General features: G+C 60.6%; 16 protein-coding genes. 11 read left to right on the forward strand and 5 right to left on the reverse strand.

Translation table 11 applies throughout. The annotated features are described in order from the left end of the window. Positions 1-155: 155 nt before the first annotated feature. Positions 156-1,838: a methyl-accepting chemotaxis protein gene (locus ACKWRH_RS37705; RefSeq protein WP_445217674.1), complete on the reverse strand. Its 1,683-nt coding sequence runs from the start codon at positions 1,836-1,838 to the stop codon at positions 156-158. A gap of 297 nt (positions 1,839-2,135) precedes the next feature. Here ACKWRH_RS37705 and ACKWRH_RS37710 point away from each other — a divergent pair, with 297 nt between their 5' ends. Both ACKWRH_RS37710 and ACKWRH_RS37715 read left to right on the forward strand, forming a co-directional pair. Then, complete coding sequence (locus tag ACKWRH_RS37710; protein WP_445217675.1) at positions 2,136-2,636, forward strand: hypothetical protein; 501 nt, start codon at positions 2,136-2,138, stop codon at positions 2,634-2,636. An 11-nt stretch (positions 2,637-2,647) separates the two neighbouring features. Next, complete coding sequence (locus ACKWRH_RS37715) at positions 2,648-3,121, forward strand: hypothetical protein (RefSeq protein ID WP_354244350.1); 474 nt, start codon at positions 2,648-2,650, stop codon at positions 3,119-3,121. Between the two features lie 142 nt (positions 3,122-3,263). On the opposite strand, the gene ACKWRH_RS37720 is transcribed toward ACKWRH_RS37715, so the two are convergent. Further along, complete coding sequence (locus ACKWRH_RS37720) at positions 3,264-3,863, reverse strand: TetR/AcrR family transcriptional regulator (RefSeq protein ID WP_445217676.1); 600 nt, start codon at positions 3,861-3,863, stop codon at positions 3,264-3,266. Positions 3,864-4,034: 171 nt separating this feature from the next. Here ACKWRH_RS37720 and ACKWRH_RS37725 point away from each other — a divergent pair, with 171 nt between their 5' ends. Then, positions 4,035-4,412: a tautomerase family protein gene (locus tag ACKWRH_RS37725; RefSeq protein WP_445217677.1), complete on the forward strand. Its 378-nt coding sequence runs from the start codon at positions 4,035-4,037 to the stop codon at positions 4,410-4,412. A gap of 121 nt (positions 4,413-4,533) precedes the next feature. Next, positions 4,534-4,929: a GFA family protein gene (locus ACKWRH_RS37730; RefSeq protein WP_445217678.1), complete on the forward strand. Its 396-nt coding sequence runs from the start codon at positions 4,534-4,536 to the stop codon at positions 4,927-4,929. Positions 4,930-4,977: 48 nt separating this feature from the next. Here the strand turns inward: ACKWRH_RS37730 and ACKWRH_RS37735 are convergent, their stop codons facing one another. Beyond that, positions 4,978-5,907 carry a CobW family GTP-binding protein gene (locus ACKWRH_RS37735; RefSeq protein ID WP_445217679.1) on the reverse strand — a complete coding sequence of 310 codons (930 nt, stop codon included), beginning with the start codon at positions 5,905-5,907 and terminating at the stop codon, positions 4,978-4,980. Positions 5,908-5,911: 4 nt separating this feature from the next. After that, entirely contained in the window at positions 5,912-7,402 is a 1,491-nt protein-coding gene (locus ACKWRH_RS37740; RefSeq protein ID WP_445217680.1) for an amidohydrolase family protein, read from the reverse strand. 337 nt (positions 7,403-7,739) lie between these two features. Here ACKWRH_RS37740 and ACKWRH_RS37745 point away from each other — a divergent pair, with 337 nt between their 5' ends. Together ACKWRH_RS37745 and ACKWRH_RS37750 are read left to right on the forward strand one after the other, a co-directional pair. After that, on the forward strand, positions 7,740-8,870 hold the full coding sequence (locus ACKWRH_RS37745) for a hypothetical protein (RefSeq protein WP_445217681.1): 1,131 nt from the start codon (positions 7,740-7,742) through the stop codon (positions 8,868-8,870). 423 nt (positions 8,871-9,293) lie between these two features. Continuing rightward, entirely contained in the window at positions 9,294-10,097 is an 804-nt protein-coding gene (locus ACKWRH_RS37750) for a tetratricopeptide repeat protein (protein ID WP_445217682.1), read from the forward strand. Between the two features lie 87 nt (positions 10,098-10,184). Here the strand turns inward: ACKWRH_RS37750 and ACKWRH_RS37755 are convergent, their stop codons facing one another. After that, on the reverse strand, positions 10,185-10,718 hold the full coding sequence (locus tag ACKWRH_RS37755; RefSeq protein ID WP_445217683.1) for a 2'-5' RNA ligase family protein: 534 nt from the start codon (positions 10,716-10,718) through the stop codon (positions 10,185-10,187). Positions 10,719-11,024: 306 nt separating this feature from the next. Here ACKWRH_RS37755 and ACKWRH_RS37760 point away from each other — a divergent pair, with 306 nt between their 5' ends. The 5 genes from ACKWRH_RS37760 (at position 11,025) to ACKWRH_RS37780 (ending at position 17,691) form a co-directional block, all read left to right on the forward strand. Beyond that, the gene (locus ACKWRH_RS37760) at positions 11,025-11,708 is read left to right on the forward strand and encodes a vWA domain-containing protein (RefSeq protein WP_445217684.1); all 684 of its coding nucleotides are present in this window, start codon (positions 11,025-11,027) and stop codon (positions 11,706-11,708) included. Between the two features lie 5 nt (positions 11,709-11,713). Beyond that, on the forward strand, positions 11,714-12,478 hold the full coding sequence (locus tag ACKWRH_RS37765) for a PP2C family serine/threonine-protein phosphatase (RefSeq protein ID WP_445217685.1): 765 nt from the start codon (positions 11,714-11,716) through the stop codon (positions 12,476-12,478). Continuing rightward, positions 12,475-14,691, forward strand: a complete 2,217-nt coding sequence (locus ACKWRH_RS37770) for a protein kinase domain-containing protein (protein WP_445217686.1) — start codon at positions 12,475-12,477, stop codon at positions 14,689-14,691. Before ACKWRH_RS37765 ends, ACKWRH_RS37770 begins: the two co-directional genes overlap by 4 nt. A gap of 145 nt (positions 14,692-14,836) precedes the next feature. Then, positions 14,837-17,011 carry a DEAD/DEAH box helicase gene (locus tag ACKWRH_RS37775; RefSeq protein ID WP_445217687.1) on the forward strand — a complete coding sequence of 725 codons (2,175 nt, stop codon included), beginning with the start codon at positions 14,837-14,839 and terminating at the stop codon, positions 17,009-17,011. After that, a complete protein-coding gene (locus tag ACKWRH_RS37780) occupies positions 17,008-17,691 on the forward strand; it encodes a DUF2290 domain-containing protein (RefSeq protein WP_445217688.1) in 684 nt (227 codons plus the stop codon). The genes ACKWRH_RS37775 and ACKWRH_RS37780 overlap by 4 nt, the downstream gene beginning before the upstream one ends. Positions 17,692-17,928 lie beyond the last annotated feature (237 nt).

Below are 17,928 nucleotides of genomic sequence, written 5' to 3' on the forward strand. Positions count from 1 at the left end.
AGGTTCGATGATCCTGCTTCTTCACTTTAGCCGCAGCCGTCAAGGGCGGGAAAGCCGGTCGCGGTGACCGGTCCCGCGGGCCGGAATATCAATCGCCCGCGCGCGCCGTGACGAGGCGGATAATCCGCGCCACGGCAGATAGTATGAGCACGATGTCAGGCCGCCCGCACGCCCGCAACGAAGGTGCTGACCTCGTTCTCCAGCGATTGCAGCTTCTGCGACAGCCGGCCGCTCGATTGCAGCACGAGGCCCGCGGCCTGGCCCGTTTCGGCCGTGGCGTCGGTGACGCCGGAGATGTTCTGCGAGACCTGGTCGGTGCCGGACGCTGCCTCCTGCACGCTGTGGGCGATCGCCTGCGTCGCGGCGCCCTGCTCCTCGACCGCGGCCGCGATCGACGAGGAGATCTCGTTGACCTCCATGATGGTCTTGCGGATGCTCTCGATGTTGCCGACGACCTGGTTGGTCTCGGCCTGGATCGCGGTGATCTGCGCGCCGATCTCGTCGGTCGCCTTCGCGGTCTGGCTCGCCAGCGATTTCACCTCGCTCGCGACCACGGCAAATCCCTTGCCGGCCTCGCCGGCGCGCGCCGCCTCGATGGTGGCGTTGAGCGCGAGCAGGTTGGTCTGCGAGGCGATCTGGTTGATGAGGTCGATGACCTCGCCGATCTTGTGTGCGGCGGCGGCCAGCCCCTGCACGGTGTCGTTGGTGCGCTGACCATCCGCGGCCGCCTTGTCGGCCACGCTTGCAGCCTGCGCGACACGCTGGCTGATCTCTGTGATCGAGGACGACAGCTGGCCGGCGGCGGACGCCACCGTCTGCACATTGCTCGACGCCTGCTGGCAGGCGGTCGCGACGAAGCTTGCGCGGTCGGTCGCCTTGTTCGCGGTCTCCGACATGCCTTGCGCGGCCTGCTGCATCGCGCGCGCCTCGGTGAAGACATCGCGGACGACGGCCTGAACGCTCGCCTCGAACCTACCGGCGAGATCGGCCATCGTCTTGCGTTTCTCGTCGTCGGCCCTCTGCTTCGTCTCCTGCTGCTCGGCATGCATGCGGCTCACCGCCGACGCATTGTCCTTGAACACGGCAAGCGCCTTGGCGAGGCCGCCGACCTCGTCGCTGCGTCCGGTGTAGGGCACCTCGAACGCGCTGTCGCCGGCGGCGAGCCGCTCGGTCAGCGCGGTGATTTTCGCGAGCGGCCGGGTCACGCTGCGGCCGATCACGAAGGAGCAGGCTAGCACCAGGACCAGCACGGCCAGACAAATGTAGGCGAATGTCGTCGCATTCTGGCGGAAAACGGCGTCGACGTCGTCGAGATAAATGCCGGTGCCGATGATCCATCCCCAGGGCGCAAAGCCCTTCACATAGGAGATTTTTCCGACCGGCTGCTCGAAGCCCGGCTTCGGCCAAAGATAGCCGTAGAAGCCAGCGCCCTGCTTGTTGACGACGTCAACGAAGCCCATGAACAGCGCGTTGCCGGCAGGGTCCTTCATGCCGGAGAGATCCTTGCCGTCGAGCTCGGGCTTGATCGGGTGCATGACCATCTTGGGGGCCATGTCGTTGATCCAGAAATACTCGACCTTGTCATAACGCAGGCTCTTGATCGTTGCGATCGCGGCGGCCTGCGCCTGCTCGCGCGGCAGCTTCCCCTCGCTCTCGAGCTTCTGATAGTGCGTCAGGATGCCGTAGCCGACATCGACCATGTGCTGCGTCTTGGCCTGACGGTCGGCGATCATCTGGGCGCGCAGGGTCGAGAGCGCGATCGGCACCAGAGCGATCATGCCGAGGAGGCTGATGCCGACAATCAGGACCAGCTTGAAACTGATGCGGGAGAAAAACATCGGTGCTCGCAAGAATTGGAAGGGCTGATATGCCAGTTTATCCCGCACCCCTTAGCGAAGCTTTAAGCATTCGGGTTCCTCAAATCCCCGCAAAGTTGCGTCGGCGGCCGCCGGCGTACTGCGTGCCGCTTTGCAGGCTGGCGAGGCTTGGCTGCATCCGGGATCCCGGCTCTTTAGATCTAGAAGACCTCGATATCGGGACTCCGAGCGTTGACTTGCGGTCGGCTCTGGCGGAACGATCGGCGCAGATCATCAGCGCCAGCTGTGGCGTGAGCTGCATGGAAGGCCAGAGGCTCAATGCATCAATCGACATATGGCAAGTCCGTCGACCTTCCCGCGCTGTGCGCGGCGGAGCGGCTCTTCATCTGGGGATTTCGGGCCAAGGCACGCAGCGGAAGCGCCGTTCCGACCGCGGCCGATATCCAGCAAGTGTACGACCACTTTCGCGTCGGCGACGCCGTGCCATCGCTGGAATCCATCATCGAGATCTTCGCTTGCACGGCGCATACGGCCATCGAAGTTCATTGCCCGACCTGTCCGAAGATGTCCGACAGCGAGCACGGGATCTTGCGGGCGATCGCCGCGGCACAGCAGGAACGCATCGACGTCGCGCGCGAGCAGTTCGAGAGCTGGTTGCCGCCGGTCGGTGCCGATTGGGCTCTCGCGCCCGTGCGGGGGCTTGCAACGATCTTCCGCATGGCTGGCCTCATCCTGCCCGACCGACACGTTCGGTCTTTCGACCATGACCGGACGATGGCGATGAAGAGCTGGCTGGTCGGAAGTCCCACGCTGCACTGACGGGATCGTTCATGCTCCACGATACGTGCGGTTCTGCGCCAGTCGAGAAAGCCGGCCAGCCGCGGCTCTGTCCGCTCCAGGCCGCGCTTGCGGCGCGTCCCTGCGTCGAGAGCTACGATGAATTTTCCCGCGTCGCGCTGTCGCTGTTCCGATTCATCGGAGCCGCCTATGCGACCGGCGCCTCCGATTGCTGGGAAGCGGCCTATCGCTTCGCCGACGAGGCGCCGGGCATCGCCGACAGTCCGCTGCTGGTGGCGCGCGCTGCTGCGCTCGTCAGGATCCTGCGCAGCGGCCGGCCGTGCGAACTGTGCTTCATGCCGCCCTCGTGCCGGCGCCTGTCGCAGGACGAGGCGGAATTGATGCGACTGCTGGCGGTCGCACGCCGCAACCAGCCGGGCGAACTCGAATCCATCGTTTGCCAGTACGTCGGGAACGAGAACGAGATCGCGACAACGCGGGCCGTCAACGCGCTTGCCTTGTGCTGACGCTTTGATGGGTTCTAGTCGCATCTCAAGCGACCTTGCGCTATCAACATCGCCATGGAGACGCAGTGCTCGATGCCCTCCATAAAACCTCCAGACGGCCCCAGGGATCACCACCGCTGGGGTCGTCGTTTTGCGAGTTGACCTAGCCGCCCTTCCTGCCGAGCACGAGATCGATGGTGTGAGCCGCGATCTTGCGCAGCTGCGGCTCGTCGCCGAAGGCACGTTCGAGCACGCCAAGGCCGCGCGTCACCGTGATGATGTGCAGCGCTGCTGCCGCAGGATTGCCATTGAACTCGCCGCGCTCTGCGCCTGCCGCCAACGTCTCTTGAACCAGCATGGTGATGCGCGAGATGAGGCTCGCAAAAGCCTGACGCGCGTCCTCGTCCAGGCCCTCCCCTTCGGCCGCGCCGAGCTCCATCAATCCGCGCGTGGTCGGACATCCCCGCGGCGGCGAGCCCGAGCGGAAGTTGGTGATGGTCAGCTCGAAGAACGCGGTAAGGCGTTTTCGCAATGAGCCCGCGCCGAGCGCCTTTTGCAGGGTGAGGAGATAATCGCCCGCATAACGCTCATAGGCCTGGAGGAACAGCGCCTCCTTGCTGCCGAAGGCATTGTAGAGGCTGCCGCGCTGAACACCGGCATCGCGCGCGATGTCCGACAGCGACGTGCCGCGCACGCCCTTGCGCCAGAACTGGTCGAACGCGATACGCAGCACGTCGTCGTGGTCGAATTCGCGCGGCCTCAAATCCTGCTCCTCGGCATGGCAAAAATATTTGACACGATGTCAAGAACGTGTTTTCTCGACACCACGTCAAAAACTAATTGGGATTGATAGCCCGTTCCGTCAATGGGTCCAACGGCCGGCGCTTGCATGCGCCCTGGCCGATCGAGCCCGCATGCCAAAAGGGACCCGCCCATGCCTCTCCTTCACATCTCGATGCGCGCCGGCAAACCGGAAGCCTATCGGCAGGCGATCCTCGATGGTTTGTACCGCGCCATGCGCGAGGCGCTGAACGTGCCCGAGGGCGACGAGTTCATGACCATCAGCGAGCATGACGCCTCGAACTTCCGCTGCGGCAATGCCTATGGCGTCAAGCGCAGCGATGACGCCGTGCTGATCCAGATCACCGTGTTCGCATCGCGCACGGCGGAGCAGAAAAAGGCGCTGTACCGCCGGATCGCGGAGCTTCTCGCCGAAAACCCGGGCATCCGCTCCGAGGACGTGTTCGTCAACGTGCTCGATGCTCCCGCGGAGAACTGGTCCGTCGGAAACGGCATCGCGCAATTTGCCTGACCCTGCCAGACCTGCAGTTATCCTCTTGAGAATTCCCGGCGCGGAGGGTCTGATGAAGTCCGGAGCAAACCTCCGCTGAAGGAAGCGATCGCGAAGCCGGCCGAGCCGGATGGAGAGTGAGATGACCGCATTCCAGGGAAGCTGCCTCTGCGGCGAGGTCGCGTTCCAGGTCGAGGGTCCGTTCGATCGCTTCCTCAACTGCCATTGCTCGCGCTGCCGCAAGGCGACCGGGACCGCCCACGCCTGCGAGGTGATCGTGAAGGCAGGAGCGCTGCGATGGTTGCGCGGTGAAGCATCCGTCGTGCGCTTCGACCTGCCCAACGCGCGAAGCTTTGCGACGGCGTTCTGCAAGATTTGCGGCAGCCCGATGCCACACCTCACACGCAGCGGGCGCGAGGCGATCATCCATGCCGGCGCATTCGACGAGCTGCTAGGGATGACACCGGACCGGCATGCGCATTGGACGTCGCGCGCGGAGTGGTATGTGCATGGGGATGGACTGCAGGTGGAGGATTGAGGCGCCGCCTGATTTGATCGGGTGCACCTATGCGCGCTGCAGACCACGCTACCCGTAGGCAACGCACGCCGCCATGATCCCGTCGAGCTCGGCCTTCGAGAGCACGCCGAGCTCGGCGATGAAGACGATCCGCGATCGCGGCACGCCTTCCGCCGGTGCATTACCCGGCGCGAGCGTCGCGCGGCCGGCGGCGAACTGAAACACCATCTGGCGCCCGGGTTGCTCGACGGTCTCGAACAGGCCTTTTGCGCGCGCAAGCTTTGGCGCAAGACGGCCGATCGCCTGCTGCAGGCGCGGCAGCGACAGCGGCTGATCCGAGGTCCAGCTCAGCGTCTCGAAGCGCTCTTCTGCCGGGCGTTTCGGCCCCGGCTCGCGCGGCGCGGACGCGCGATCGACAGCCGCGGGGAACAGCAGCGCGGACGGAATCGCGCCGTGCCTGGCATCGACCACCACGGCGGGGACGCGCTGCGCGCGGATGGCTTCGCGAATGCGGACGCCTGCGCCCTCGTCCGCCAGATCGAGCTTGCTCAGCGCCACGATATCGGCGACGCGCAATTGCGAACGATGGAGCGCATCATCCAGGGCCGCCGGTAGCGTCGCCGCATCCATCACGCAGAGCACCGTCTCGAGCGGCGCCTCGCGCAGGATCACAGGGTCCATCAGGTTGCGGACGATGTCGGCGGGATCGGCAACGCCGCTGGTCTCGATGACGATGTATTCCGGCTTGGGATCGCGCCGCAGCAGCGTCGAGAGCGTGCGCAAGAGGTCGCCTTCGAGCGAGCAGCAGATGCAACCATTGGCGAGGCTGACCACGCCGTCGCTCGCACCCGCGATCAACTCCGCGTCGATGTTGATCGCGCCGAAATCGTTGACGATTGCCGCGATCCGCCGTCCCTCCGCATTCGCCAGCAGATGGTTGACGACCGTGGTCTTGCCGGCCCCCAGAAAGCCCGTCACCAGGAGAATGGGGACCGGCATGGGATCAGCCCTCGACGACGGGACGGCGCACGGGGCGGCCGGGCCGCGCCGCCACGTCCAGCACGCCATCGCTGATCAGCGGCTGGCCGCTGACGATCAGATGCCGCACGCCCTCGGAGGGCCGGTTCATCGCCGTGAAGGTCGCGCGGTCGCTGAGCTTTTCGTAGTCGAACACGACGATATCGGCATCGGCGTCCTTCGCGAGCCGGCCCTTGGCACGCATCGCCGGCGTGCTCTGCGACAGGATCTCTGCGGGGATCAGCGCGCATTTGCGCACGCCTTCCAGCAGCGACACAGCCTTGCGCTCGCGCACCCATTCACGGATGAATTTCGTGAAGCAGCCGGCCGAGCGCGGATGCGAGGTGGCGTCATCCGGCAGCGGCCAGGCATCGCCGGTGTAGGTCTTGCCGTCAGACGTCGTCCACGGCATCGCGTCGGAGGCGATCGCGCCGCCGGGATACAGCACCGACATGTCGAGCAGATCGCGATGATGCGCATTGTTGTCGGTATCGAGGATGTGCCAGAGCACCAGCGAGGACGGCTCTTCGGCCTGCGCCTTCAGCAGCTCCTCGCGATCGCGGAAGCGGTGACCGTCGGTCACGCGCTGCACTGAATCGTAACCAGTTCCGTTGCGCTCGACGAACTGGGGATCACTGAAGAAGGCCGCGGCCAGCACGGTCGAGCCGGTGCCGTAGGGATAGGCCTCGACCGTGATCGGGAGGCCCTGCGCCTGCGCCTTCTCGACCAGCACGCGGCAGCGCTCGATGTCAGTCTTGCTCGACGAGTTGAAATGGCAGATGTGCATGTGCGCGCCGGTGGCGCCGGCATAGCCGATCAGGCGGATATAGGCTTCCGCCGCACTTTCGGGGTCGACGCGCGACATGTAGGCGACGTGGGTGAAGGTCGGCACGTCCTGCCTGGCCGCGAGCTGGCAGACCGCGGTCAGCTCCTGCACGCCGGCACCCGGCGCATAGGCGTTCAGGATTCCGATGCCGATGCCGCCCTCGTTCAGGCCGCGCGAAAGACGTTCGAGGATGCCTGAGACCTCCGCATCGCTCGCGACGTTGTCCATCCAGCGGCGATCGCGCATGGCATTGCCGAACGCCTCCAGCGAGCTCTCCGCATTCGAGCCCGTCATCGCGCCGATGCGCGCAAACGCCCAGTTGGTGGCGGCGCCGTAGTTCAGCACGCGCCCCTTCCGCGCCTGGCGCTCATACCAGGAGGCGACCGGCAGCACGCCGGCCTCGAGATCGAGCGTCGTCGTCACGCCGTCGAACGCCTGCATGCGGTCGGCGGGGATCGACTGGCCATGCGCGTGCAGGTCGATGAAGCCCGGCGCGACCACGAGCCCTGTCGCGTCGATCACCCGCTCGGCGCCGCCGAGGCCCGTGCCGACCGCGGCGATCTTGCCATCCATCACCGCCACATCGCCAATGGCATCCATCCCGCTCGCGGGATCCACCACCCGGCCGCCAGAGATCACCAAGCCGCTCATGTCAAAACTCCTCCGCGCTGAATTTGCATAGAGGCAGATTCCGGGAGGAACGACCACCTCCACTGAAGCCGACACAGCATGCATATGGCTGCGCGGCTATGCTGGTAGCGCACAAACCGGGCGCAGTCTCGGGTTGCATCGCGGCAAATGCCAAGCTATTGGATGCGCGCAATTTCGTTTTTGGAGGCGACCATGTCTACGACTGCACGCTTCCCGGGTTCGACGCGCGATATTTGACGCGCCCTCCCGGGATTGATTCCCGGGTGACATCACAACACCCCCGTATCAAATCGAATCTGCGGCGGCCTATCCGTGCCGCGATTGCGAACCTGTGCTCATGACATCCAATCTCCTGCTGGCCCCTCGTCAGGGGGCTGGGCGCTTCGACCTGCTCGAGCGCCGGCTTCGGCGATATCATCCGCGCTTCCAGGGAGCCATACGCGCCCTGGTCGCGCGGCACCCGCGCATTGCCGACCTCGCCGCGAGCTTTCCCGCACTTCTCTTCGCGCTGGCTGTTCCGCAGGCGCGGCTCGATCCCGCACGCGCGATTGCGTGCGTGATCGATGGTGCCACCCTCGCGCAAGTCGCCGCACTCGCCGATCTGCCCTTGTGGCTGCGCAAGCTGCCGCCGGAGGCGTTTGTGCGTCCGATCCCAAGATTGCCCCAGGGCGAGCTTTTTCGCCGACAGATCGCGAACCACCTTCCGCGTTCCCCCAAGCTGGCACCGACATGGCTTCAGCTCGTGGCCGGTGTCGCGGAACTCGCGCATGAGCCGATGGCGGCGTGGATCGCGCGCGAGTTGGTCCGCGAGTCGCAGCGGGTGAGGACTGCGCGGTTGCGGATGATCTGCCTCTGGGCCTGGTTTTCTTCCGAGCCCGCGACATTGGGGCATGATCTGATCGAGAAGCCGTGGACGCCGGACATGCGCATCGATGCCGTCCGTTCGGCCGCGGAGGATTGGCGAGCGGTCGTTGCCTTGCATATCAACCTCGGCCGGCTGCCGATCGCCGACATGTGGCTGCGTCCCGGCCGGATGGCAGGTTACGAATTCGTACCTCTGGATTCGATTGCCGCCATCACCGACGAGGCGAAGGTCATGAGGAATTGCCTCAACACTTATGGCCAGAACCTCATGCACAATCGGTCGCGGGTCTGGAGCGTACGCAAGGACGGCGATCGGGTCGCAACACTACGGATCGCCCGCCGCTATCGCGATCCGCTGCCGAACATCGTCGAGCTCAAAGGGCCGGGCAATGTGGAGGTCTCGCACGAGCTGTGGTGGGCGGCACGTCAATGGCTGCACAAGCACGATCTGTCGCAGATCGACATGGCGGAACGTCGCTGGGGAACTATGCCGCTGGACCGTGGAAGCTGGGTGTCGCTGTGGCGGCCATACTGGCTCGCCAAGCGCCGCATCCCGGACCGGTTGCCGATGACCCCGTCGCGCGAGGCGCTCGACGCGCTGTGAGTTGAAAAAGCACCCCACCGAACTTCATCGCAGCCTGATCGACACGCGCTCTCATTCTCGCGGAGCGAGGGATTGGCGACGGGTCCAGACTGATTTGCCCGACGCGCAACGGCTCAACAAGCTTCCGGTAGAACAATGGAAAAGATCGCTATAAGGTTGCCGTCGCGACCGGTCGTGCTGCCAGTGTCGGGATCATCGGCCAAGTGTCGCGCAGGGGGCGAAATGTCGACAATGTCAAATCGAGGCCTGCGCATCGGCTGCAGGGCAGCTTTGATCACCTCTATCGTGGCCTCGGCAGCGAGTGCGTTTGCGGCCACCCCACAAGACCTGAACGATTGTCAGGACAGCACCGATGTCCCGCGCATGATGGCAGCGTGCAGCAGCCTCTCCCAGGACGCCAGATTGCCTGCTGGTGCAAGATCCATGGCGCTGCTCAAGCATGGCTTCGGAAATTTTGCACTCGGCAACATGGATGCCGCTCAAGCCGACTTCACCGAGGCGGTCAGGCTCAACCCGAAGAACAACTACGCCCATCACGAGCTGGGACTGACCTTGGCCAAAAAGGGCGACACCACACGCGCAATCGCTTCGCTCACCGAGGCCATCAATCTTGATCCCTCAGGTGCCGCAAGCCGGTTCATTCGCGGGCAGATTTATATGTCCGAGGACAGGCTGAACGAGGCGATCCGGGATTTCACCGATGCCATCAGGCTTGGGCCCGACAAGAACACCACCTTCGCGAAAGACCAGGAGGTGAGTCGTCTGGAGGCCGATCGCGTCGCGACTGACTACTACGCGGCGCGGGGAGATGCGTACTATCGGAGAGGCGATTTCAGGGATGCCGCTTCGGACTATGACCGGGAGGCGCGGTTTTCCGATCCCGATGGCTACGGCGTCATTTGGGGATCGGTGGCGCGGATGCAGGGACGATCTGCAGATGCGGGCATCGCGCTGTCCGCTGCACTCGACAAGGGCCAGCTCAGGGATTGGCCGAGAACCGTTGGCGAATTGCTTGTCGGCCGGATCACGCCCGCCGCAGCCCTGGCTTCGGCCAGGAATGCAGATCAAACCTGCGAGGCCCACTACTACGCTGGGATCGTTCAGCTCAAGAGCAAAGATACAGTCGCGGCCCGGAACGAGTTTGCAGCCGCGCGAGACGGATGCCCGACCTCGTTTCGAGAGTATCGTGCCGCCATTGCCGACCTGAAGCGATTGCAAGCGCAGTGATGCTTGCACCGCAGGAACATCGCGTCTTACAACTTGAGAATTTAGTGCAGTGGCATCGTAATCCATCGCGTTCGAAGCGCCCCCCGACTACGACGGCAATCTCCGCTCGGCGATGATCCGTACGGGCGGGAAGGTAACGCAATCCACCACGTCGAACAGTACTTCAATGCTGCGATCAAACGCCCGTGCAAAGGCAATCGCATCATCGCGCCGTTCGTCGGCAACGCTCGTGCCGAGCGTGCAATGGGGCGTCCAAGCGCCCGGGCGGTAGTGAGGACGACAATGTGCTGGATCGATTGCCGCGCTGACAGCGCCGTGGATGCGGGTTAGGGTCTCGTTGACCGTCGGCTCCGCCCAGAGGACAGGCGGAGAACCTTCGAACCAGCGAATTCGTTTGAACTCGATCCGCAGTTGCGTTTGGCCAGCAATAGCTGCCAGCATGACGTCCCACGCAGCCTTCTCGTCAACCGCAGGCGAGTCGTAGATCGCAAATGTAAAATGTGGCCGGTAGCCAAGGGCGCGCATCGAGGGCTCGACCTCGAACACGGCAACCTGATCCCACAGCCGCTCGATCTCGCCTGCTGAATCGTTGTCGGCCCGGATATTGATCGCCAATGCCACAGGTTCACCCAAGGGGTGGAACAATCAAATCGAGATCAAGGGAAGGCTGGCTTCAAGGCGATGGCGCTCCCTAGGGGAAACACCAATCAACACACTAAGGCACTGAACCATAAAGCATTTCTAGCTACCCGCCGATTCAATGTGTAGCACCGCGAGTTGCCCCCGTCGAGGGGAGTGCGTCAACAATGGATCGAAATGTGGGGTTGCGGGCAGGTTGTATAAAGCTGCATGTTGCCGGTCGCCTTGAGTCTGGCACCGCCTGAGGCCACCTATTGGGCAAGCACCGCGTTTTATCTGGGGGATTAGATGACAAACATTGAACAACAACCATTTGGCGATGCCGAATTTTTGGACAACCCGCAGCCTAGGTGCCCCTGCATTCTTCTGCTTGACGTCTCTGCATCCATGTCGGGTGCCCCCATCGATCAGTTGAACGAAGGATTGCGTTACCTTCAGGAAGAAATCCAGAGCGACAGTCTCGCAGCCAAGCGTGTTGAGATTGCCATCGTGACTTTTGGCCCCGTGAACACGGAAATGGAATTCACGAACGCAACCAACTTTTTCCCGCCGCATCTGTCTACCCAGGGAAACACCCCCATGGGGGAAGCGATCGAGGTCGCGCTTCGAATGCTGCGTGAGCGGAAGGATCGCTATCGCGCCAATGGAATCAGTTTCTATCGCCCGTGGGTATTCCTCATCACCGATGGTGCGCCTACCGACAACTGGAAGCCTGCCGCGCAACTGGTTCGGGACGGTGAAGCGTCAAAGGCCTTCATGTTCTATGCGATTGGAGTTGAGGGCGCCGACCTCGGAACCCTCTCCCAAATTTCCGTCCGCCAACCCCTCAAGCTTAAGGGACTTCAGTTCAAAGAGTTCTTCCAGTGGCTCTCTAATTCGCTGAGTGCAAAGTCTCGCTCCAATCCGGGCGAGGACGATCAGGTTAGGCTGGAGAATCCAACAGCACCGGACGGTTGGGCTGTCGCCGGATAGACGCGATGGACTGGTGTTACGCAGTCGCATGCGTGGTCGGCTCGTCGCATATTCGTGCCGGAACGCGGCTTCAGGACGCCAAGAGTTGTTTCGTCTCTGACAGCCATATCGGAGACCGCCGGTTCTTCGCCGTCATAGCGGACGGTGCGGGTTCCGCCGAATTTGGCGGTCAGGGGGCGTCCATCATATGCCGCACGGTGAGCCGCGAAGCCCGAGGTGCATTCCGCGAGTCAGCCGGCTTGCCGGGGGACGACGCTATTTGGTCATGGCTCGACATCGCGCGGGACCGCATACAATTGGCAGCAAGACGACGCCAACGCACGCCTAGAGATTTTGCCGCAACACTGGTGTTGACTATGGCATCGCACGATGAGGTTATCACGGCGCATGTGGGTGATGGGGCTGTCGTTGCCCGAATTAACGGCAGAGCCGAATGGACCGTGCTGAGCAAACCACATCATGGCGAGTACGCATCTACAACTTACTTTGTGACAGATGATCCTCAGCCCTCTTTGCGCATTAGCAGGCATCCAAATCAGTTCGACGCGCTGGCCGCCTTCTCTGATGGCATCGAGAATCTTGTCCTCGACAACGCAACGGGCCAACCGTCCGCTGGTTTTTTCGAGCCGATGGCGCGACCGCTAGCCGCATCGACAGCCGTTGGAAAAGACGTCGCTCTCAGCAAGAGCCTATCGGCCTTCTTAGCCAGTGACCGCCTGAATGAGCGGACGGACGATGACAAGACCCTTGTTATCGCGGTGCAAAAGTGAAGGCGGCCAAGCTTTTTGCAAGCGGCCACGAACTACACACCGACAAGCGCATCGGGAAAGGCGGAGAAGGAGAAGTTTTCGCCATCAGCAATATGCCGGGATTCGCGGTGAAAGCCTATTTGCCTGGCATCGGGCCTGAGCGCGAAAAGAAGATTCGGGCGATGGTCGATATCCGCATTGCCGACAATGCACCCACAGTTGCCTTCCCACACCAAGTTGTCGTCGATGGACGCGGCGCTTTCGTTGGCTTCGTGATGCGCCTTGTCGAGAAGCACAAGGAAATCCACGAACTTCAAACCCCATCATCGCGACAACGACACTTTCCCAAGGCTGACTACAGCTTCATTGTGCGTGTGGCGCTCAACATCGCTAGGGTCTTTACCCAAGTGCATGGTACGGGCTGCATCGTTGGCGACATCAATCAGCGCGGAATATTGGTTTCCACCAACGCTACTGTCGCCTTGATCGATGCTGATAGTTTTCAGATTATCGACGGTTCGCAACGCTTTCTCTGCGTAGTGGGCGTTCCCGAATACACGCCGCCCGAGCTGCAAGGCAAACCCCTAAAATCAACAGTCAGAACCACCGACCACGACGCGTTCGGACTGGCCGTATGCCTATTCCAACTACTTTGCATGGATCGTCATCCGTTCTCGGGCCGGTTCACAGGCAAGGGGGAGATGCCGCTGGAGAAAGCCATCGCGGAGTATCGCTTTGCCTACTCATCCCGGAACACCGGTATGATTTCCCCTCCCGGCACAGTACGACTTGACGACTTTACGCCAAAGGTTGCCCAGCTATTCGAAGCGGCGTTTTCACCAAACCACGTCGGCAGCCGCCCATCCGCATCTACGTGGATTGATGCCCTCAGCGAATTGGAAGGCTCGCTTCGGGCTTGCAACCGTAGCAAGCTCCATCGCTATGCCCGGAACGCCAAGGAATGTCCGTGGTGCCGGATGGAAACCGAATACGGACGCCCGCTATTTCTCGATACTGACTTCACGAATATTCATGTACAGAAAGGCCGTCTGGACCCGGCAGCAGGATACGTTCTGGACATTGCTGCGCTCATGTCCGCGATCAATGCCGTTAACATCCCTCCTTCAATTTCGGTGGCAATCCCACAACTACCGAATACGCCCGGGAGAAGTCAGGCTGCGGCTGACGCGCTATCCAAACAGCGGTTGGGCCCAATGGTTAGGATCGCTGGCGTGGCCGTTTTGCTTGGCGCTTTGGCTGCATTCGCTTCCGGGATACCCGGCATCGTCGCTCTCGGCTTAGCCGGCTTCGGGGCCTGGCTTTTATTTCGCACGCCGTCTGCGGTTGACGGATTGCATTCTGAATATAGAAAACACGCAGCCGCGCTTTCTTCACACGTCGAGCAGCTTCAGCGTACTTCTCCGGTTGATCGGTTACTAAGGAAGAAGGCCGAAGCCCTCGACGCAATCGATGACTTCCAGAAGCTAGCGTCGGTCTTCGCAAATATTCGAACCGAGTACGACAAGCATAGAAAGCAGAAACAGCTAGAGGATCACCTTTCTCAGTTTGCTATTCGCGGCGCACGCATTCCTAAGGTCAATTCGACCGATCGCGCCCAACTTGCATCGTACGGCTTTACTACGGCGCTGGACGCCAAGCGGCGCGATGTGCAACAGGTTCACGGCATCGGCCCGGTCAAGGCTTCCAATATCGCGGCTTGGGTTCGTCGCTCCGAGGACAAATTTCAATTTCAAAGCACCTACACACAGGACGATCATCGTAACATTCAAAAGGCGCAAAACGAGATCATCACCAAGCAACAGGGGCTTGAGGAACGCCTGAAGGCCCTTGTCGGCGAATTCCGCCAGCAAGCGCAGGATTTCGAAAGATGGAAGTTGAGCCCTGATCCCGGACTAGTGAGGTTTACACAGCAACTCGCCCAAGCTGAAGCTGACCTATTGTATGTCGGAGCACAGTTGCCTCATCGGCCGAGTGTTCCTCCCCTGCCGGTTCCAGCGCTCTCGACATTTCGCGGCGCTCGGCCCTCGAATCTTGGTACCACGTTCAGCGGAGGAGCGCCGAATGCCCCTCCTCCTGCACAGCCAAGTTCGGTCAGCTGTCCTCGATGTGGCAACCAAATGGTAAGGCGAATGGCTCGCAAGGCTCCCCACGCGGGTAGGCCGTTCTGGGGCTGCTCAGGCTATCCGCGCTGCACCGGAACCCGATCCATCTAAGCCTCGCCCATAGTGATTTCACGGCCGCGACCTCTTGAATCAATTTTCAATCTCGCCGCCGCAAATGTATATAGCTACCGTCGGCCCCCTAAAGCCGAGCAATGCCCGGTGCTCAGGCCAAAACGCCGAACGAAAAAGGATCAATATGAACGTCACAATTCCGGATATTGATCGAGAGCTAGACATCATTTTCGGCGAGTTTCGCGACCCCGAAGTGGTCCAATCGTTTGTACGCGGCGTGCGTGAAGCGGGTCTCACAGGCACCCTATACGTGGGCTATCCCGTTCTCGCCATTGACGACGGCCGCGTGGAGTTCGATGCCGTCTTAGTCTCACGCGATCGCGGAGTCGTCATCTTTGACATCTATTCATTTGCTGGTCGAACGCACGCCGAAAGCAGCGGGTCCGCCCCTTCCGAAGTCGATGGTAGGCAAGAGCAACTATATGCTGCGCTTTTCAACAAGCTGAATTCCTTCAAAGAGCTACGACGCGGCAGACAGCTTTTAGTCGACATTATTACGGTAGCAATTGACCCGCTCGTGGACGTAAGTTCATGGGACGATGACGCCGAAACCCATGTCGTCAGCTTAAACAGCCTTGGTGTCATCCCACAGCTTGCGCCGTCCGACCGCATCAGTGACGTCGAAGTTCAGCACCTGAACGCTGCCATACAGCGAATTTCAAATCTTCGCCCCCCAAAGAAACGCGACAACGTTACCCGTCAGAACTCCAAGGGAGCCGCGATCAAGGCGATTGAAGCGCAAATAGCCAATCTTGACCTTTGGCAGAAGCGAGGCTCGATCGAATACGTTGATGGGCCCCAACGTATTCGCGGCTTGGCTGGCTCTGGCAAGACAGTCGTTTTGGCACTTAAGGCGGCCTACTTGCATGTGAAGCGCCCGGACTGGAAAATAGTTGTAACTTTCAACACTCGCTCCCTCTACCAGCAATTTGAATCGCTAATACAGCGCTTCGTGTTTGCGCAGATCGGCGACGGCCCGGATTGGGAAAAGCTTACCGTCATGCACGCTTGGGGGGCGTATGACCGTCCCGGCGTCTACTCTACGATCACATCCGCCTTAGGCATACCGTTTCGCGACTTCGGCACAGCTTCGCGCATGTTCGGCTACAATCAAGCCTTTGATGGAGCCTGCAAGGAAGTCGTCAGTAGCATCAGCGATCGAGACCTTGCTCTCTATGACGTGATGCTGATCGACGAAGCTCAGGATCTTCCTGCTTCATTTTTTAAAATAGCTTATAGAGCAGTAAAAGAACCACGGCGCATAGTCTGGGCATACGACGACCTTCAAAACCTGGGCGACTTCCATATGCCTTCCGAAGCCGAACTTTTCGGCTGGCAAAGTGATGGTACGCAACGGGTCACACTATTAAATAACGACGATCAGCCGCAGCAGGATATTGTGTTACCGAGGTCTTACAGAAACCCACCCTGGACGCTTGTAACTGCTCATGGTGTTGGCTTCGGAGTCAATCACGATCCAATGATTCAGATGTTTCCTGACCCAGCACTTTGGCTCCGCTTAGGATATCGGGAGACTCAAGGCGAGTTGGATTTCGATCGCAACGTGGTGATTGAGCGGGACCCCAAAAGTGTCCCAGACTTCTTTGGAAAGCTATTGAATCCAGAAGACTCGCTTCAAGTTCGGACGGTCGAAAGCCAAGACGTCCAATACGACGTCGTCGCCAAGACAATCGCTCACCTTCTCGCCGAAGAGGAGCTGCAGCATTCTGACATACTTGTCGTAATACCGGACACGATGACAAGCCGCAGAACAAGTGCTCGCATATTAACGGCACTTCGTGAAAATGGCCTTCAAGGCCATGTCCCCGGAATAACATCATCGCGAGACGAAATCTTCAAGGATTCTTCCATCGCGGTGACGCACATTCACCGAGCGAAAGGTAACGAAGCCCCAGTTATCTTCGTGGTCGATGCGGACTATTGCGAATCTGCGTTCGATAAGAAGAAGCGTCGTAACGTCCTTTTCACAGCGATCACACGGTCTCGCGCTTGGACCTACGTTATCGGCGTTGGGCCAGGCATGCAGCAGATAGAGAATGAAATTCTACAAATTAGGAACAACAACTACCGACTCTCGTTCCACTATCCCTCTCAGCAAGAAGCAGCAGCACTTGCCGCCTCGTCCGACTTGCCAAGACCCAGCATCGCCGCCGGTCGCGAAGCCGTTGACGATCTGAGAGTTGCACTCAAGAAGGCAAAAAAGGAGCAGTTGCTCTGGGATGACCTACCGGATGACCTGCAACGCGACTTCCAAGAGATATACGGTCCCGGCGCATGAGACCGCGTGCGCTCTGTAATAAGGTCAATGAGTTTTTTGAGAGAGGTCTAGAAGAAGGGATCTTTCTGGCTATCCAACCGCACCTGTTGCGCGGAGTTATTGGAAGCGAGATACTTGAGCCCCCCTCCAACATTGGAATGCTCACCGCTGGCGGCGTTTCTGTGCCTGAATACATTGAGCTGCTAGATGCTGATCGCTACTCCGCAGTATTTGACGACCATGCCCTCCTTATGGTCCAGTGCATGTTCGAGGGAAATGCGATCCGCAATCACCGTTACGGGTACATCCCCTGCCCAATAAAACCCCAGCTCATGGCAGAGCGTCCGGAGGAAATATCAATAGCTGACTGGGTACGATCAGTAATTTCATCGGCTGGGGTAGAGTCTTTCCTAAGTCTTGGCACCTACAGATTCGACTTTACGAAGAAGCCCCCCTCAAAGTCGACCGATCCCCATCCCGCGTCTCATTTCACATTCGCATCCGCCGGCTGCCGACTTCCGGTTCGCGCCCCGATGAGTATCGGGCATCTGCTAAACTTTCTATTTGATAATTTCTATCGGAGCCATCGGTCGTTCTGGAATGACTTCGCACCACACCTTGCTGGGGCCGATGTTATCGACACGATCACCGCACAAGAGCAGATGACGCATCATATTACTTGGGCTGACGCTCCCTATTAGCCGGACTTCCTTCGTAATCATTACCGCCGTCGATCTGGGCATGCGTCTGGCTCAGAACTTTGGAAGGCCCAGACTTCGTATGAACTCCTTTGGCCACTCTTGTCACTCAACGAGCCTCTGAATCCGGCGCTAATCAAAATAGGTTAGAAAATGTGAGACCTCACGTCATGGCAGCGGCGGTCATGTATCCCCCGCCCCCCCATCCCGACTTCTTCGACTTGCCCGTTGTCTTGCGAC

The organism is Bradyrhizobium sp. Pa8, from assembly GCF_052588265.1.

Excerpts from the sequence above, each read along its gene's own strand:
- ACKWRH_RS37735 (WP_445217679.1), bottom strand. The coding sequence starts at position 5,907 with ATGCCGGTCCCCATTCTCCTGGTGACGGGCTTTCTGGGGGCCGGCAAG.
- ACKWRH_RS37710 (WP_445217675.1), top strand. The coding sequence starts at position 2,136 with ATGCATCAATCGACATATGGCAAGTCCGTCGACCTTCCCGCGCTGTGC.
- ACKWRH_RS37765 (WP_445217685.1), top strand. The coding sequence starts at position 11,714 with ATGGACTGGTGTTACGCAGTCGCATGCGTGGTCGGCTCGTCGCATATT.
- ACKWRH_RS37750 (WP_445217682.1), top strand. The coding sequence starts at position 9,294 with ATGGCGCTGCTCAAGCATGGCTTCGGAAATTTTGCACTCGGCAACATG.
- ACKWRH_RS37760 (WP_445217684.1), top strand. The coding sequence starts at position 11,025 with ATGACAAACATTGAACAACAACCATTTGGCGATGCCGAATTTTTGGAC.
- ACKWRH_RS37730 (WP_445217678.1), top strand. The coding sequence starts at position 4,534 with ATGACCGCATTCCAGGGAAGCTGCCTCTGCGGCGAGGTCGCGTTCCAG.
- ACKWRH_RS37780 (WP_445217688.1), top strand. The coding sequence starts at position 17,008 with ATGAGACCGCGTGCGCTCTGTAATAAGGTCAATGAGTTTTTTGAGAGA.
- ACKWRH_RS37715 (WP_354244350.1), top strand. The coding sequence starts at position 2,648 with ATGCTCCACGATACGTGCGGTTCTGCGCCAGTCGAGAAAGCCGGCCAG.
- ACKWRH_RS37740 (WP_445217680.1), bottom strand. The coding sequence starts at position 7,402 with ATGAGCGGCTTGGTGATCTCTGGCGGCCGGGTGGTGGATCCCGCGAGC.
- ACKWRH_RS37745 (WP_445217681.1), top strand. The coding sequence starts at position 7,740 with ATGACATCCAATCTCCTGCTGGCCCCTCGTCAGGGGGCTGGGCGCTTC.
- ACKWRH_RS37725 (WP_445217677.1), top strand. The coding sequence starts at position 4,035 with ATGCCTCTCCTTCACATCTCGATGCGCGCCGGCAAACCGGAAGCCTAT.
- ACKWRH_RS37775 (WP_445217687.1), top strand. The coding sequence starts at position 14,837 with ATGAACGTCACAATTCCGGATATTGATCGAGAGCTAGACATCATTTTC.
- ACKWRH_RS37705 (WP_445217674.1), bottom strand. The coding sequence starts at position 1,838 with ATGTTTTTCTCCCGCATCAGTTTCAAGCTGGTCCTGATTGTCGGCATC.